The organism is Pseudomonas sp. Irchel s3f19, from assembly GCF_900187555.1.
Classification (GTDB): domain Bacteria; phylum Pseudomonadota; class Gammaproteobacteria; order Pseudomonadales; family Pseudomonadaceae; genus Aquipseudomonas; species Aquipseudomonas capeferrum.
This window is the reverse complement of record NZ_FYDW01000004.1, coordinates 108987-123533: the sequence shown is the minus strand read 5'-3', so window position 1 is coordinate 123533 and position 14547 is coordinate 108987. Positions and strand designations below refer to the sequence as shown.

At 62.6% G+C, this 14547-nt stretch carries 12 protein-coding genes; 7 read left to right on the top strand and 5 right to left on the bottom strand.

The window, feature by feature from the left end; translation table 11 throughout:
• The first annotated feature begins 46 nt into the window (after nt 1-46).
• Nucleotides 47-1516 (top strand): ATP-dependent RNA helicase RhlB, encoded by a 1470-nt coding sequence (gene rhlB / locus CKW22_RS12435; RefSeq protein WP_033702866.1) that lies wholly within the window; start codon nt 47-49, stop codon nt 1514-1516.
• 161 nt (nt 1517-1677) lie between these two features.
• Here rhlB and moaE read toward each other — a convergent pair whose 3' ends face one another.
• From moaE to CKW22_RS12405, 5 genes are all read right to left on the bottom strand, one after another.
• Nucleotides 1678-2124 carry a molybdopterin synthase catalytic subunit MoaE gene (gene moaE / locus CKW22_RS12425; RefSeq protein WP_033702867.1) on the bottom strand — a complete coding sequence of 149 codons (447 nt, stop codon included), beginning with the start codon at nt 2122-2124 and terminating at the stop codon, nt 1678-1680.
• Between the two features lie 2 nt (nt 2125-2126).
• On the bottom strand, nt 2127-2372 hold the full coding sequence (gene moaD, locus CKW22_RS12420; protein WP_033703011.1) for a molybdopterin converting factor subunit 1: 246 nt from the start codon (nt 2370-2372) through the stop codon (nt 2127-2129).
• The gene (moaC, locus tag CKW22_RS12415; RefSeq protein WP_033702868.1) at nt 2372-2842 is read right to left on the bottom strand and encodes a cyclic pyranopterin monophosphate synthase MoaC; all 471 of its coding nucleotides are present in this window, start codon (nt 2840-2842) and stop codon (nt 2372-2374) included. Before moaC ends, moaD begins: the two co-directional genes overlap by 1 nt.
• Before the next feature lie 181 nt (nt 2843-3023).
• Complete coding sequence (locus CKW22_RS12410) at nt 3024-4418, bottom strand: PhoH family protein (RefSeq protein WP_033702869.1); 1395 nt, start codon at nt 4416-4418, stop codon at nt 3024-3026.
• Nucleotides 4419-4684: 266 nt separating this feature from the next.
• The gene (locus tag CKW22_RS12405) at nt 4685-5821 is read right to left on the bottom strand and encodes a polysaccharide deacetylase family protein (RefSeq protein ID WP_033702870.1); all 1137 of its coding nucleotides are present in this window, start codon (nt 5819-5821) and stop codon (nt 4685-4687) included.
• 135 nt (nt 5822-5956) lie between these two features.
• On the opposite strand from CKW22_RS12405, the gene yaaA reads away from it, so the two are divergent.
• The 6 genes from yaaA (at nt 5957) to CKW22_RS12375 (ending at nt 14534) form a co-directional block, all read left to right on the top strand.
• On the top strand, nt 5957-6736 hold the full coding sequence (gene yaaA / locus CKW22_RS12400) for a peroxide stress protein YaaA (protein ID WP_095064191.1): 780 nt from the start codon (nt 5957-5959) through the stop codon (nt 6734-6736).
• 800 nt (nt 6737-7536) lie between these two features.
• The gene (locus CKW22_RS12395; RefSeq protein WP_095064190.1) at nt 7537-8853 is read left to right on the top strand and encodes a nucleotide sugar dehydrogenase; all 1317 of its coding nucleotides are present in this window, start codon (nt 7537-7539) and stop codon (nt 8851-8853) included.
• A gap of 81 nt (nt 8854-8934) precedes the next feature.
• Entirely contained in the window at nt 8935-10416 is a 1482-nt protein-coding gene (locus CKW22_RS12390) for a glycosyltransferase family 2 protein (RefSeq protein WP_177326484.1), read from the top strand.
• A 36-nt stretch (nt 10417-10452) separates the two neighbouring features.
• A complete protein-coding gene (locus tag CKW22_RS12385) occupies nt 10453-11619 on the top strand; it encodes an alginate biosynthesis protein Alg44 (protein ID WP_095064189.1) in 1167 nt (388 codons plus the stop codon).
• Between the two features lie 12 nt (nt 11620-11631).
• Nucleotides 11632-13059 (top strand): alginate biosynthesis TPR repeat lipoprotein AlgK, encoded by a 1428-nt coding sequence (gene algK, locus CKW22_RS12380; RefSeq protein WP_047582655.1) that lies wholly within the window; start codon nt 11632-11634, stop codon nt 13057-13059.
• Complete coding sequence (locus CKW22_RS12375) at nt 13056-14534, top strand: alginate export family protein (RefSeq protein ID WP_095064188.1); 1479 nt, start codon at nt 13056-13058, stop codon at nt 14532-14534. The genes algK and CKW22_RS12375 overlap by 4 nt, the downstream gene beginning before the upstream one ends.
• Nucleotides 14535-14547 lie beyond the last annotated feature (13 nt).

Genomic DNA, 14547 nt, shown 5'->3' with positions numbered 1-14547 from the left:
TTTACACTGCCCGGCGTACATTCCTTAACCAGTTGATGAGACGATCGTGCTCAAGGCACTCAAAAAAATATTCGGCAAAGGAGACGCCGCGCCCCAGGCCGTCGATCCCGCTGCCAGCGTGAAAACGCCCGAGCCTGCGCCCGCTGCTGTGGCTCAGCCCCAGCCTCAGCCAGCGCCCCAGCCGGCCCCACAACGCGCCGACACCAGCCAACAGGCCCAAGCGCCTGCCGCTGTCGACAACCCGGCCAAGGACAAACCGCGTCGCGAACGCAAGCCCAAGCCAAAGCCACAGGCCAGCCTGTGGAAGCTGGAAGACTTCGTGGTCGAGCCGCAGGAAGGTAAAACCCGCTTCCACGACTTCAAGCTGTCCAACGAAGTGATGCACGCGATCCACGACCTGGGCTTCCCCTACTGCACGCCGATCCAGGCGCAGGTATTGGGTTACACCCTGCGTGGCCAGGACGCGATCGGCCGCGCCCAGACCGGCACCGGCAAGACCGCAGCGTTTTTGATCTCGATCATTTCCCAGCTGCAGCAGACGCCGCCGCCCAAGGAACGCTACATGGGCGAACCGCGCGCGCTGATCATCGCGCCGACCCGCGAACTGGTGGTGCAGATTGCCAAGGACGCCGCAGCCCTGACCAAATACACCGGCCTGAACGTCATGAGTTTTGTCGGCGGCATGGACTTCGACAAGCAGCTCAAGGCCCTGGAAGCACGCCATTGCGACATTCTGGTTGCCACCCCGGGCCGCCTGCTGGACTTCAATCAGCGCGGTGAAGTGCACCTGGACATGGTCGAGGTGATGGTACTGGACGAAGCCGACCGCATGCTCGACATGGGCTTTATCCCGCAGGTGCGCCAGATCATTCGCCAGACCCCGCCGAAAAGCGAACGCCAGACCCTGCTGTTCTCCGCCACCTTCACCGAAGACGTGATGAACCTGGCCAAGCAGTGGACCACCGACCCGGCCATCGTCGAGATCGAACCGGAAAACGTGGCCAGCGAAACCGTCGAGCAGCACGTGTACGCGGTGGCTGGCAGCGACAAGTACAAGCTGCTGTACAACCTGGTGACCCAGAACAAGTGGGAACGGGTGATGGTGTTTGCCAACCGCAAGGACGAGGTGCGGCGCATCGAAGAAAAGCTGGTGCGCGATGGCATCAACGCTGCGCAACTGTCGGGCGATGTGCCACAGCACAAGCGCATTCGCACCCTGGAAAGCTTCCGCGAAGGCCGGATTACCGTGCTGGTGGCCACTGACGTGGCGGGCCGTGGTATTCACATCGATGGCATCAGCCACGTGATCAACTTCACCCTGCCCGAAGATGCCGATGACTACGTGCACCGCATCGGCCGTACTGGCCGTGCCGGGACCAGTGGTGTGTCGATCAGCTTTGCCGGTGAGGACGATTCCTACCAGTTGCCAGCGATCGAAGAACTGCTGGGGCGCAAGATCAAGTGCGAGATGCCGCCTGATGAGCTGTTGACGCCGGTACCACGCAAGCACCACTGATTGCCCGAATGCTGACGCCGCCCCTGTAGGAGCGGCCTTGTGTCGCGATAGGGCCGCGCAGCGGCCCCAAAATTTCAGCTTTGATGCAGAGATTGCTGGGGCCGCTGCGCGGCCCTATCGCGACACAAGGCCGCTCCTACAGGGAATCGGCGCAACCTTGCCTACCAGCGCCCCGCCGCTTCCTGGTCACTCTGCTTGCCTTCCACCCAGCGCGGTCCTTCCTGGGTGTTTTCCTTCTTCCAGAACGGCGCCCGGGTCTTCAGGTAGTCCATGATGAAGTTGCAGGCATCGAACGCCGCCTGCCGATGGGCACTGGCCACGCCGACGAAAACGATCGGCTCACCGGGCTCAAGCGCACCAATGCGGTGCAACACGTCGACCTTGAGCAACGGCCAGCGCTGCTCGGCTTCGACCACGATCTTGGCCAAGGCCTTCTCGGTCATCCCCGGATAGTGTTCCAGGAACATCCCCGCCACGTCCCGACCATCGTTGAAGTCCCGCACATAGCCGACGAACCCCACCACCGCGCCAACACCGACATTCGCGGCATGCATGGCATTGACCTCGAAACCTGGGTCAAACGCTTCTGGCTGCACTCGCACCGTCATGTTCAGCCTCCGGTCACTGGCGGGAAGAACGCCACTTCATCGCCCTCCGCCAGCGGCTCATCAAGTTTGCACAGCTCTTCGTTGCGCGCGCACATCAGGTTCTGCTCAGCCAGCAACGCATACTGCTCGCCTTTGGCCACCAGCGCCTTGCGCACATCGTCGACTACCGCGAAGTCGCCTTCCAGGCGCTCGGCGTCGAGCCCGAGCAACTCCCGGTAACGGGCGAAATACATCACCTTGACCTTGATCATGCGCCCACCTTGTAGTGGCCGCTCTTGCCGCCGAGTTTTTCCAGCAGGCGCACCTGCTCGATCACCATGCCTTTGTCCACGGCCTTGCACATGTCGTAGATCGTCAGCGCGGCAACGCTGGCAGCGGTCAGTGCTTCCATCTCGACACCGGTCTGCCCGGCCAGCTTGCAGCGGGCAACGATACGCACCGCGTCCTGGCCTTCGGCGCTGAGCTCGACCTTGACGCTGGTCAGCATCAGCGGATGGCACAGCGGAATCAGGTCGCTGGTCTTCTTCGCCGCCTGGATGCCGGCGATACGCGCCACGGCGAACACATCGCCCTTGGGGTGCTCGCCATCGACGATCATCTGCAAGGTCTGCGGCAACATGCGCACCCGCGCCTCGGCAATGGCCTCTCGCTCGGTCACGGCCTTTTCAGTGACGTCGACCATGTTGGCCCGCCCCTGGGAATCAAGATGTGTCAGCACTGCTCTGCTCCTGTGAAGGGAACAAAGAGTGTAAACCCGTGGGTCAGGTTTGAGCAGCGGAATGTACTGTCAGTGGTGGCCTCTTCGCGGGGCAAGCCCGCTTCCACAGGTTCACCACTCGATTCCAGATCAGTGAAGGCCCCGCGAAGAGGCCGGGCGGCTCGCCGCCCGGCTCGAAGGGTTACAGATGCGACTCGGCGTACTCGGCCAGCACCGACCGCGGCACACCCTGCAGGGTGATGTGCACGCCATGGGGGAAGTCCTTGAAGCGCTCGGTCAGGTAGGTCAGGCCCGAGCTGGTCGCGGACAGGTAGGGGGTGTCGATCTGCGCCAGGTTGCCCAGGCAGACCACCTTGGAACCGGAGCCGGCACGGGTGATGATGGTTTTCATCTGGTGCGGCGTGAGGTTCTGGCATTCATCGATCAGGATCAGGCTCTGCTGGAAGCTGCGACCGCGAATGTAGTTCAGCGACTTGAACTGCAGTGGCACCCGTTCAAGGATGTACTCGACGCTGCCGTGGGTGCTCTCGTCATCCATGTGCAAGGCTTCGAGGTTATCGGTGATGGCGCCCAGCCAAGGCTCCATCTTCTCCGCTTCGGTGCCCGGCAAGAAGCCGATCTCCTGGTCCAGCCCCTGCACGCTGCGGGTGGCGATGATGCGCCGGTAGCGCTTGCTGACCATGGTCTGTTCAATGGCCGCCGCCAGGGCCAGGATGGTTTTGCCGGAGCCGGCGGCGCCGGTCAGGTTGACCAGGTGGATATCCGGGTCGAGCAGGGCGAACAGCGCCAGGCTCTGATGGATGTCTCGCGGCTTCAGGCCCCAGGCTTCCTGGTGCAACAGGGGTTCCTGATGCAGGTCGAGCAGCAGCAGTTCATCGCTGCGGATGCCCTTGATCCAGCCGACGAAACCTTGCTCATCGATGATGAATTCGTTGACGTGCACGGCCGGCAGGTTGTCGATCAGCTGTACCCGATGCCAGGTGCGGCCCCGCTCCTGACGGGTGTCGACCTTGCTGACCCGGTCCCAGAACGAGCCGGTGACCGAGTGATAGCCCTTGGACAACAGCGACACGTCATCGACCAGCTGGTCGGTGCTGTAGTCCTCGGCCGCGATGCCGCAGGCGCGCGCCTTCAGGCGCATGTTGATGTCTTTGGTGACCAGCACCACGTCAAGGTCGGTGCGCTTGGCCCGCAGTTCCAGCAACTGGTTGATGATGATGTTGTCGTTGAGGTTTTCCGGCAGCAGCCGGTTCGGTTCGTTGCGCGGGCTCATCAGGATCGACAAGAAGCCTTTGGGCCCACTCTTGCCACGCTGGATCGGTACCCCCTGTTCGACATCGCTGGGCGAGGCGTCACCCAGGGTCTGGTCGATCAGGCGGATGGCCTGGCGACATTCGGCGGCGATGGTCTGCTTGCCGGTCTTGAGCTTGTCGAGTTCCTCCAGCACCGTCATCGGCAGGGCGACGTGGTGCTCCTCGAAGTTGAGCAATGCGTTGGGGTCGTGAATCAGGACGTTGGTATCGAGCACATACAGGATTGGCTTGCTGGAGGAAGGGTTGCGTCCTTGGTCATCCATACTCGGTCACCTTATGTCGAAGCCACACGGCGCGGTCTGCTGCGCCGCAGAGTGACTGCCGGTCTTCCCGTATCCGCGTTGCTACGGGCGGGAAGCGAACCTGACACGGTGGATGACGCCACCTGTGCTGCAGGGATCGGCTGTCTGGTTTCTTCATACCGCATAAACCATGACTAGAAAAAGTATTTTTACGTGTCGGTGAAGTTTATTTTTCCGAATGACAATCAGGGGTTGGCGAGGGGGCAAGGCGGGTCTACAGTCAAATATTAGTCCCCCTGTCGAGCCTGGCCGTAGGCGTGGCAGTCCTCCCAACCGATGCCGCTCTGTGCGGTATTTTGCAGCAACCATTGCACCGCCGGCTGGGCTTTGGGCAGGCTGTCATGGAACTGGATCACGCCCTTGCGCCACAGCAGCATCAAGGACAGCACCCGTTGCGCCGAAGCCTCAGCGCTCAGCGCGCCATCATCCTGGGCATCGATATCCCATAACGACACGCGCAACTGCTGGCTGGCCATGAAGGCTTCGCCATCGGCCCGGCGCTGGCCATAAGGCGGGCGGAACAGCGGCACGTACTGCTCGGGCAGGTCAGCCTGCACCCGTGCCTGGCTGCGCCGCAGCGAGTCCTGCCAAGCCGTCCACTGCGCATGGGAGCGATATTCCCAGCCCTGGATACCCACGCATTGCCCACGATAGAGCTGGCGCAGTGCATTCGCCGCACCGGCATCGCGGCGCTGCTGCAGGCGGTTGCCAAGCACAAAGAACGTGCCCTCGAGCTTCTGCCTGCGCAGGTAGGCGGCAAGCGTGTCGGTATTCCCCCCATCAGGGCCGGGGCCGCCGACGAAGGTCAGCAAGAACATGCGATCGTTGAGCTCATCGCCATTGCGTTCACGGCTGGACAGGCGCTCGACCTCGCTGCTGGTTTGCCCCAGCAGCGCTGCCTTGCGCAGCTGCTCGTCCAGGTAACGGACATGGAACTGGTGGCTAGGCTCGACCCAACCGGTGTAGAACGTGCCGACATCAGCGGCAAACGTGGCCGCCTGGGTGCGCAATTCTGCCATCGAAGTAACCGGGTAGCAGAACGAGGCATCTTGCGCGCAGCTGCGCTGGGCCTGTTGATAACCCTGCCACAAGCGCTGCCACATGCGCGCCCGCACCAGGCGCACCTTCTGCAGGTTGACCTGCCGCAGGCCCAACCGCGCCGCCAGTGCGCCATCGTCGAGCAGCTCGCTCTCGTGCAGCACCTGGGCGAACGACAGGATCTCCGCGCGCGACGCGACATCGAACAGCGCCGGGCTGTCCAACTGCTCGGGCCACAAGCTGCGGTCCAGGCTCACCTGGGGCGAAGGGGCGGCCTGCACGGCCAGGCTCAACAGCGCGGCCAGCAGGGCCGATGCAATGCGCACGGTGGGAAGCTCCGCAACAGCAAAACGCGCACTATAGCGCCTGGCATGCCGATGGTCTGTGACTATCGTCGGCATAGTTTGGACTTGCCTGCCCCAGCCCGTAGAATCGCGCCAACGATTCCAGGAGCCGACCCGATGCTGACGGTGATTTCCCCCGCCAAGACCCTCGATTACGACACCCCGCCGGTGACCGAACGTTTCACCCTGCCCCAGTACCTGGACGACTCCCAGGAACTGATCGTGCAACTGCGCGAGCTGTCGCCCGCCCAGATCAGCGAACTGATGCACCTGTCCGACAAGCTCGCCGGCCTCAATGCCGCCCGCTTCGGCAGTTGGACCCCAGACTTCACCCCGGCCAACGCCAAGCAGGCGCTGCTGGCGTTCAAAGGCGATGTGTACACCGGCCTCGATGCGCAAAGCCTTGGCGAAGATGACTTCAGCTATGCCCAGGGCCACCTGCGCATGCTCTCTGGCCTGTATGGCCTGCTCCGCCCGCTCGACCTCATGCAGCCTTATCGGCTGGAAATGGGCACCAAGCTGGACAACGCCCGCGGCAAGGACCTGTATGCCTTCTGGGGCACGCGCATCAGCGAATGGCTGAACCAGGCCCTGGCCGACCAGGGTGACGACGTGCTGCTTAACCTGGCCAGTAACGAGTACTTCAGTGCGGTGAAACGCAGCGCCTTGAAGGCCCGGGTGATCAACGTCGACTTCAAGGACTTCAAGAACGGCCAGTACAAGATCATCAGTTTCTATGCCAAGAAAGCCCGGGGCATGATGAGCCGCTTCGTGATCGAGCAGCGCATCAACGACCCGGAGCAGCTCAAAGCATTTGATGTGCAGGGCTACTACTACAGTGCCGAGCAGTCCAAGCCTGATCACCTGGTGTTCCTGCGCGACCACCCTGCCGAGTGATTTGATGAGGGCCTCTTCGCGGGCTTGTTCGCGATGAGGCCAGCTGCAACACCCCTCCCCAGCCCTGCAACAGGGCAGGCTTCATATCGCCACCAAGCCATGTTTATGACGCCAAAAAACCAACGAACCGACCTTTATCGCCAAACGCCATAAGACCGTTCGTACCTTTTTTGACGAATTTTGAAAAATATTTTTCGATACTGGCATAAAAACATCCCCCCTCAGTCTCGCCCTTTATATACCGGGACGAAACTGCCCGGTGCTATCAGAATGAAACTATTTGCCACTGAAGAATTATTTAGAAATCTTTCATCGGTGCAGAATCCACCCAGGAACTTCTGCTACGCCCAATCGCTCATAGTGCCGTAACGATTTTCCTGCCTACGGGCTGTGAGAAATGACTTACAGATGACAACGGCAGGTATCCACTACCGGCCCCGGCAACTTCGACAGGAATAACGGGCTCCCCCCGACAGCCCTGTCCAAGCAGGAGAGACGCGCCCTTACAATTCGTCCTAGTGGTTGATTTCAAAGGATTTATCCACTTGAAAAAACAAGCACAGCAGTGCGCCAAGTAGCGCATTGCAATAAAGACGGCTGAAGACCAAGGCACGTTTTTTAATAATGGCTTTTGACTGCCAAGTTTGAGCGCATAACTTTTCGCGCTCCGGATTAATTTTGCCTGCGCTCGGCGAAGTGTGCATTCGCCATGGACCCGTGCGCCCGGAAACTGATGTTGATCAACCTGGCCCGGCTCTTCCTGAAGAGCTGGCGTGATAAACACACATGAGGTGATAGCGATGCGTATCAGCATCTTTGGTTTGGGTTATGTAGGTGCGGTCTGTGCAGGCTGCCTGACGGCGCGAGGCCATGAAGTGATTGGCGTGGACGTGTCCAGCACCAAGATCGACCTGATCAACCAGGGCAAGTCGCCCATCGTCGAACCTGGCCTGGAAGCACTGCTGCAACAAGGCATCGCCAATGGCCGCCTGCGCGGCACCACCGACTTCGCCGAGGCCATCCGCGCCAGCGATGTGTCGATGATCTGCGTCGGTACGCCGAGCAAGAAGAACGGCGACCTGGGCCTTGAGTACATCGAATCGGTGTGCCGCGAAATCGGCTACGTATTGCGTGACACAACCCGCCGCCACACCATCGTGGTACGCAGCACCGTGCTGCCAGGTACCGTCAAGAATGTGGTGATCCCGATTCTGGAAGATTGCTCGGGCAAAAAAGCTGGGGTCGACTTCGGCGTTGCGGTAAACCCTGAGTTCCTCCGCGAGAGCACCGCGATCAAAGACTACGACCAGCCACCGATGACCGTCATCGGCGAACTGGACAGCGCCAGCGGCGACGTACTGCAAAGCCTGTACGAAGAGCTCGACGCACCGATCATCCGCAAGCCGATCGAAGTGGCCGAGATGATCAAGTACACCTGCAACGTGTGGCACGCCACCAAGGTCACCTTCGCCAACGAAATCGGCAACATCGCCAAGGCCGTAGGTGTCGATGGCCGCGACGTGATGGACGTGGTCTGCCAGGACAAGGTGCTGAACCTGTCCCAGTACTACATGCGCCCAGGCTTTGCCTTCGGCGGCTCGTGCCTGCCCAAGGACGTGCGCGCCCTCACCTACCGCGCCGCCAGCCTCGACGTGCGAGCGCCACTGCTCGATTCGCTGATGCTCAGCAACGAGTCGCAAGTGCAAAACGCCTTCGAGCTGATCGAAGCCCACGACAAGCGCAAGGTCGCCCTGCTCGGCCTGAGCTTCAAGGCCGGCACAGACGACCTGCGCGAAAGCCCGCTGGTGGAACTGGCCGAGCGCCTGATCGGCAAGGGCTACCAGCTGGACATCTACGACGAGAACGTCCAGTACGCCCGTGTCCACGGCGCCAACAAAGACTACATCGAGTCGAAGATCCCCCACGTATCAAAGCTGCTCAACGCCGACTTCCAGCAGGTCATCGACAACGCCGACATCATCGTCCTGGGCAACCGTGACGAGCAGTTCCGCGCCCTGGCCCAGCAAGCACCCGCTGGCAAGCAGGTGATTGACCTGGTCGGCTTCATGAACAACGCCACGTGCAGCACCAGCCGTACCGAAGGCATCTGCTGGTAACACCCCTGGCCGGGCAGCGCGGGTACTCCTTACCCACCAAGCGCTGCCCTTCCTTCCCTGATTTCGCGACGGATGCTGAACATGCAAAGGCTCCAGACAGTGCTGTTGCAGTGCGCCGGATGGCTGCTCTACATGAGCCTGCTCATGCTGATCGCCCTGGCCCTGCCCGCCGATATCTTCGACTCGCAGTCGAAGCACTTCATCTTCCTGGTCGGCGCAGTCGGCATCTGGCGCTACTCCATGGGCGCCACCCATTTCATCCGCGGCATGATCTTCCTCTACGCCGTCTACCCGTACCTGCGCCGCAAGGTGCAGAAACTGGGCAAGGCCGCGGACCCGTCCCATGTGTACCTGATGGTCACCAGTTTTCGTATCGATGCGCTGACCACCGCACAGGTGTACAGCTCGGTGATCCGCGAAGCCATCAACTGCGGCTTCCCCACCACCGTGGTCTGCTCGCTGGTGGAGATGTCGGACGAACTGCTGGTGAAAAGCCTATGGGCCAAATACAACCCGCCAGAGCACGTCAAGCTGGACATCGTGCGCATCGCCGGCACCGGCAAGCGTGACGGCCTGGCCTATGGTTTTCGCGCCATCTCGCGGATGCTCCCGGACGAAAACGCCGTGGTGGCCGTGATCGATGGCGACACCGTGCTGGCCGATGGCGTGGTATGCAAGACCGTGCCCTGGTTCAAGCTCTACCCCAATGTCGGTGGCCTGACCACCAACGAATTCTGCGAAGTCCGCGGCGGCTACATCATGAGCGAGTGGCACAAGCTGCGCTTCGCCCAGCGCCACATCAACATGTGCTCGATGGCCCTGTCCAAGCGCGTGCTGACCATGACCGGGCGCATGTCGATGTTCCGCGCAAGCGTGGTGACCAACCCCGAGTTCATCGCCGACGTCGAAAGCGACTCGCTGATGCACTGGCGCCTGGGCCGCTTCAAGTTCCTCACCGGTGATGACAAGTCCAGCTGGTTCAGCCTGATGCGCCTTGGCTACGACACCTTCTACGTGCCGGATGCCGCGATCAACACGGTCGAGCACCCGCCAGAAAAAAGCTTCCTCAAGGCCAGCCGCAAGCTGATGTACCGCTGGTACGGCAACAACCTGCGGCAGAACTCGCGCGCGCTGGGCCTGGGCCTGCAGCGCCTGGGGCTGTTCACCAGCATCGTCCTGTTCGACCAGCGCGTGTCGATGTGGACCAGCCTGCTGGGCCTGACCGTGGCGGTGATCGCCAGCCTCAAGTTCGGCCTCGGCTTCTTGCTGGTGTACCTGCTGTGGATCGGCATCACCCGCCTGATCCTGACCGTGATGCTGCTGTGCTCGGGGCACAAGGTCGGGCCGGCCTATCCGCTGATTCTTTATTACAACCAGATCGTCGGCGCGATGATGAAGATCTACGTGTTCTTCCGCCTCGACAAGCAGTCCTGGACTCGCCAGCCCACTGCCCTCAAGCGTGACCTCGCCAGCTTTCAACAATGGTTCAACACCTGGTCCTCGCGGACCATGACCTTCTCGGCGGCCAGCATCTTCGTTGCTGTGCTGTTCATGGTCGTGTGAGCCCAACCGGATCGGATCTAACAGGAACAAACCACCATGAATACCGCCGTGAACGTCAACGTCGTGCATGAGTCCGAAGCCCAGCGCCAACACGCCCGGGTGCGCATTCCAGCCAAGCTGCGCTTCCTGGATACCCAGCGCCAAACCCACGAAGTGAAGGTCGATGACCTGTCCGCCGGTGGCCTGAGCTTCCACAGCAAACAGCCACTGTCGGTGGGTGATGTGCTGCGCGGGCGTCTGCAGTTCGTGGTCGACAACCTGGGCCTGTCGATCGACATCGAGTTCCAGGTGCGCTCCTTCAACCCGAGCAATGGCCGTACCGGCGCGCAGTTCCAGAACCTCGAACCGCGCGACATCGCCACCCTGCGCCACATCATCACCAGCCATCTGTCGGGCGAACTGATCAGCATCGGCGATGTGCTCAGCACGCTGCAGCGCGACAACTTCACCAAGGCGCGCAAACAGAAGGATGGCGGCAGCGGCCTGACCGCCTTCGGTCGCCTCAAGGCGGTCGGCGTGACCCTGGGTGTGTTCGTGGTCGGTGTGGCCGCCTTCGGCTTCGTGGCCAAGTCGCTGTACGGCATGTACTTCGTCAGCCACGCCGAAGCCGGCGTGGTCGCGGTGCCCACCACCAGCGTCACCATGCCCCGCGACGGCACCGTGAACAGCCTGGTCGAAAGCGGTGGCCTGGTGGTCAAGGGCGCGCCGTTGGCAAGCTTCAGCACCAGCATGCTGGACATGCTCAAGGGCCACCTGGACGACTCGCAACTGGTGCCGGCCAAGGTCGAGGAGCTGTTCGGCAAGCAACTCTCCGGCACCCTCACCAGCCCCTGCGATTGCGTGGTTGCCCGGCAACTGGTGGACGACGGCCAGTACGCCGCCAAGGGCCAGCCGATCTTCCAGTTGATCCCTCGCACCAGCAACCCGATGGTCGAGGCCCGCTTCAGCTACCGCCAGTTCGACGAGGTCAAGCCAGGTACCCGGGTCAACTTCCAGGTGGCCGGCGAAGACGAAGTGCGCACTGGCCAGATCGTCAGCAGCGCCAGCCTCGACAACGAGAACCTGGCCGCCGACATCCGCGTGCAGATCAAGCCTGACAGCGGCCTGCCGGCCGAACTGGCCGGGCGCCCGGCCTCGGTCAGCAGCGACCGTGGCCCGTCGCTCAACTGGCTGATCGACAAAGCCGCGGCCCGTGGGCTGTAAGAGGATCCAGCGATGATTCCCCATAAGAAAAGCGCAAGCCTGGGCCTCTGTGCCCTGGCCGCGGCCATCGCCCTGGCCGGCTGTGCCGGCCTGCCCGACCAGCGTCTGGCCAACGAAGCCCTCAAGCGCGGCGACACCGCCCTGGCTGAACGCAACTACAAGGCCCTGGCCGACCTGGGCTACAGCGACGCGCAAGTGGGCCTGGCCGACATCAAGGTGGCCACCCGTGACCCGGCGCAAATCCAGCAAGCCGAGGCCACCTACCGCGCTGCGGCCGCCACCTCGCCACGGGCCCAGGCGCGCCTTGGCCGCCTGCTGGTGGCCAAGCCCGACAGCACCCAGGCAGAACGCGAAGAGGCCGAAAGCCTGCTCAAGCACGCCGCCCAACAGGGTGAAAACAACACCCTGATCCCGCTGGCGATGCTTTACCTGCAATACCCGCAGAGCTTCCCCAACGTCAACGCGCAGCAGCAGATCGACCAGTGGCGCGCGGCCGGCAACCCCGAGGCGGGCCTGGCCCAGGTGCTGCTGTATCGCACCCAGGGCACCTACGACCAGCACCTGGGTGAGGTCGAACGCATCTGCAAGGCCGCCCTGAACACCACCGACATCTGCTACGTCGAACTGGCCACCGTTTACCAGAAGCGCGGCCAGGCCGACCAGCAAGCCGCACTGCTGGGCCAGCTGAAGTCCGCCTATGCCCGTGGCGCCGTCCCGGCCACCCGGGTCGACAGCGTCGCCCGCGTGCTGGCCGACCGCAGCCTCGGCCAGACCGACGAAAAGACCGCCAAGGACCTGCTCGAACATGTGGCCCCGGCCAACCCGGCCTCGTGGGTCAGCCTGGCGCAACTGGTCTACGACTTCCCCGAACTGGGCGATACCGACCAGCTCATGGCCTACATCGACAAAGGCCGCGAAGCCGAACAGCCGCGCGCCGAACTGTTGCTGGGCCGCCTCTATTACGAAGGCAAGACGCTGCCGGCCGATGCAGCAAAGGCCGAACAGCACCTGCAGGCCGCCGCCGACGCTGGCGAAATCAGCGCCCATTACTACCTGGGCCAGCTGTACCGCCGCGGCTACCTGGGCAATGTCGAGCCGCAGAAAGCCGTCGACCACCTGCTGACTGCCGCCCGTGGCGGCCAGAACAGCGCCGACTATGCCTTGGCCCAGCTGTTCAGCGAAGGCCATGGCATCCGCAGCGAGCCGACCAACGCCTGGGTGTTCGCCCAGCTGTCGCAGCTAAACCCGACGCCACAGTCCAGCGAGCTGCTGCAGCAACTCGACCAGCAACTCTCGCCTGACCAGCGCAGCCAGGCCCAGCGCCTGCTGGCGCAGGAGAAGCAGGCACGCGGCAGCATGAGCCAAGGCGCCAACAGCACCCTGGCCCTCGAAGCCTTGCAAGACGACGAAAAAGAAGTAGACGGTGAGGACTCGCTATGACGCTCAATCCCTTCGTGAAAGCCGGCATTGGCCTGAGCTTCGCCCTGCTGTGGTCCTGCCCGACCCTGGCCGACATGACCGCTGAGAAAAACTTCGGCCTGGACGTGAAAATCACCGGTCAATCGGAAGATGACCGCGACCTGGGCACCCGCCCTGGTGGCGACGTCAACGGCCTGGGCCTCGACCTGCGCCCATGGGTGTACGGCGAGCGTGGCAACTGGAGCGCCTATGCCATGGGCCAGGCCGTTGCCGCCACCGACACCATCGAAACCGACACCCTGCGCCAGAACGATGACGGCACCACCACCGACACCGGCGACGACAGCCGCAAGTCAGACAAAAACTACCTGGCCATGCGCGAGTTCTGGGTCGGCTACAGCGGCCTCACCGCCTACCCGGGCGAGCAGCTGCGCTTCGGCCGCCAGCGCCTGCGCAGCGACGACGGCATGTGGCGCGACACCAACATCGAAGCGCTGAACTGGTCCTTCGACACCACCTTGCTCAAGGCTGACCTGGGCGTGGCCCAGCGCTTCAGCGAATACCGCACCGACCTCACCGAGCTGGCCCCGGAAGACAAGGACCGCACGCACATCTATGGCAACGTCGCCACGCAGTGGACGCCTGGCCATTGGGTTGGCGTACGCGCCCACCACACCCACGACAGCGGCAGCCTGAAAAACCCCGGCGAGACGGTCGATGCGCTGGACAAGACCCGAACCGGCGACCTCACCTGGCTGGGCCTTGAGGCCAACAGCGACGCCTACAACTGGCGCAACGATCACACCGTCAACTACTGGGGCAGCCTGACCTGGCTGACCGGTGATCGCGACACCCTGAGCAGCCAGGCCGTAGGCGACGAGCAGGTGGCTAACGGCAAGCAGAGCGGCGACGTCAACGCCTGGGCCACCGACCTCGGCATCCGCCTGCGCCTGGACCCCAACTGGCAAGTCGGCGCGGCCTATGCCCGTGGCAGCGGCGGCGGTGGCGACGACGGTTCGAACAACTTCGAGCAGACCGGCCTTGAGAGCAACCGCTCCAACTTCACCGGTACCCGCTCGCGCGTGCACCGCTTCGGCGAAGCCTTCCGCGGCGAGCTGGGCAACCTGCAAGCAGCCACTTTGTTTGCCTCCTGGCAGCTGCGCGATGACTACGACGCCAGCTTCATCTACCACAAGTTCTGGCGCGTCGATGGCCAGCAGAACATTGGCTCCAGCGGCATCAATGCTGCGGTCAACGACAACGGCGTCAGCCGCCCGCTGGTCAACGGCGAGAAAGACCTCGGCCAGGAAATGGACGTGGTCGTGACCAAGTACTTCAAGCAGGGCCTGCTGCCCGCTTCAATGAGCCAGGCCATTGACGAACCGTCCGCCCTGGTGCGCTTGCGTGCCGGTGTATTCAAGCCGGGCGATGCCTATGGCAAGGAAGCGGACTCGTACATGCACCGTGCCTTCGTCGACGTGATCTGGCGCTTCTGAGGCCGGTAGAGGA

Excerpts from the sequence above, each read along its gene's own strand:
- algK (WP_047582655.1), top strand. The coding sequence starts at position 11,632 with ATGATTCCCCATAAGAAAAGCGCAAGCCTGGGCCTCTGTGCCCTGGCC.
- CKW22_RS12410 (WP_033702869.1), bottom strand. The coding sequence starts at position 4,418 with ATGGATGACCAAGGACGCAACCCTTCCTCCAGCAAGCCAATCCTGTAT.
- CKW22_RS12375 (WP_095064188.1), top strand. The coding sequence starts at position 13,056 with ATGACGCTCAATCCCTTCGTGAAAGCCGGCATTGGCCTGAGCTTCGCC.
- CKW22_RS12385 (WP_095064189.1), top strand. The coding sequence starts at position 10,453 with ATGAATACCGCCGTGAACGTCAACGTCGTGCATGAGTCCGAAGCCCAG.
- CKW22_RS12390 (WP_177326484.1), top strand. The coding sequence starts at position 8,935 with ATGCAAAGGCTCCAGACAGTGCTGTTGCAGTGCGCCGGATGGCTGCTC.
- yaaA (WP_095064191.1), top strand. The coding sequence starts at position 5,957 with ATGCTGACGGTGATTTCCCCCGCCAAGACCCTCGATTACGACACCCCG.
- CKW22_RS12395 (WP_095064190.1), top strand. The coding sequence starts at position 7,537 with ATGCGTATCAGCATCTTTGGTTTGGGTTATGTAGGTGCGGTCTGTGCA.
- moaE (WP_033702867.1), bottom strand. The coding sequence starts at position 2,124 with ATGACGGTGCGAGTGCAGCCAGAAGCGTTTGACCCAGGTTTCGAGGTC.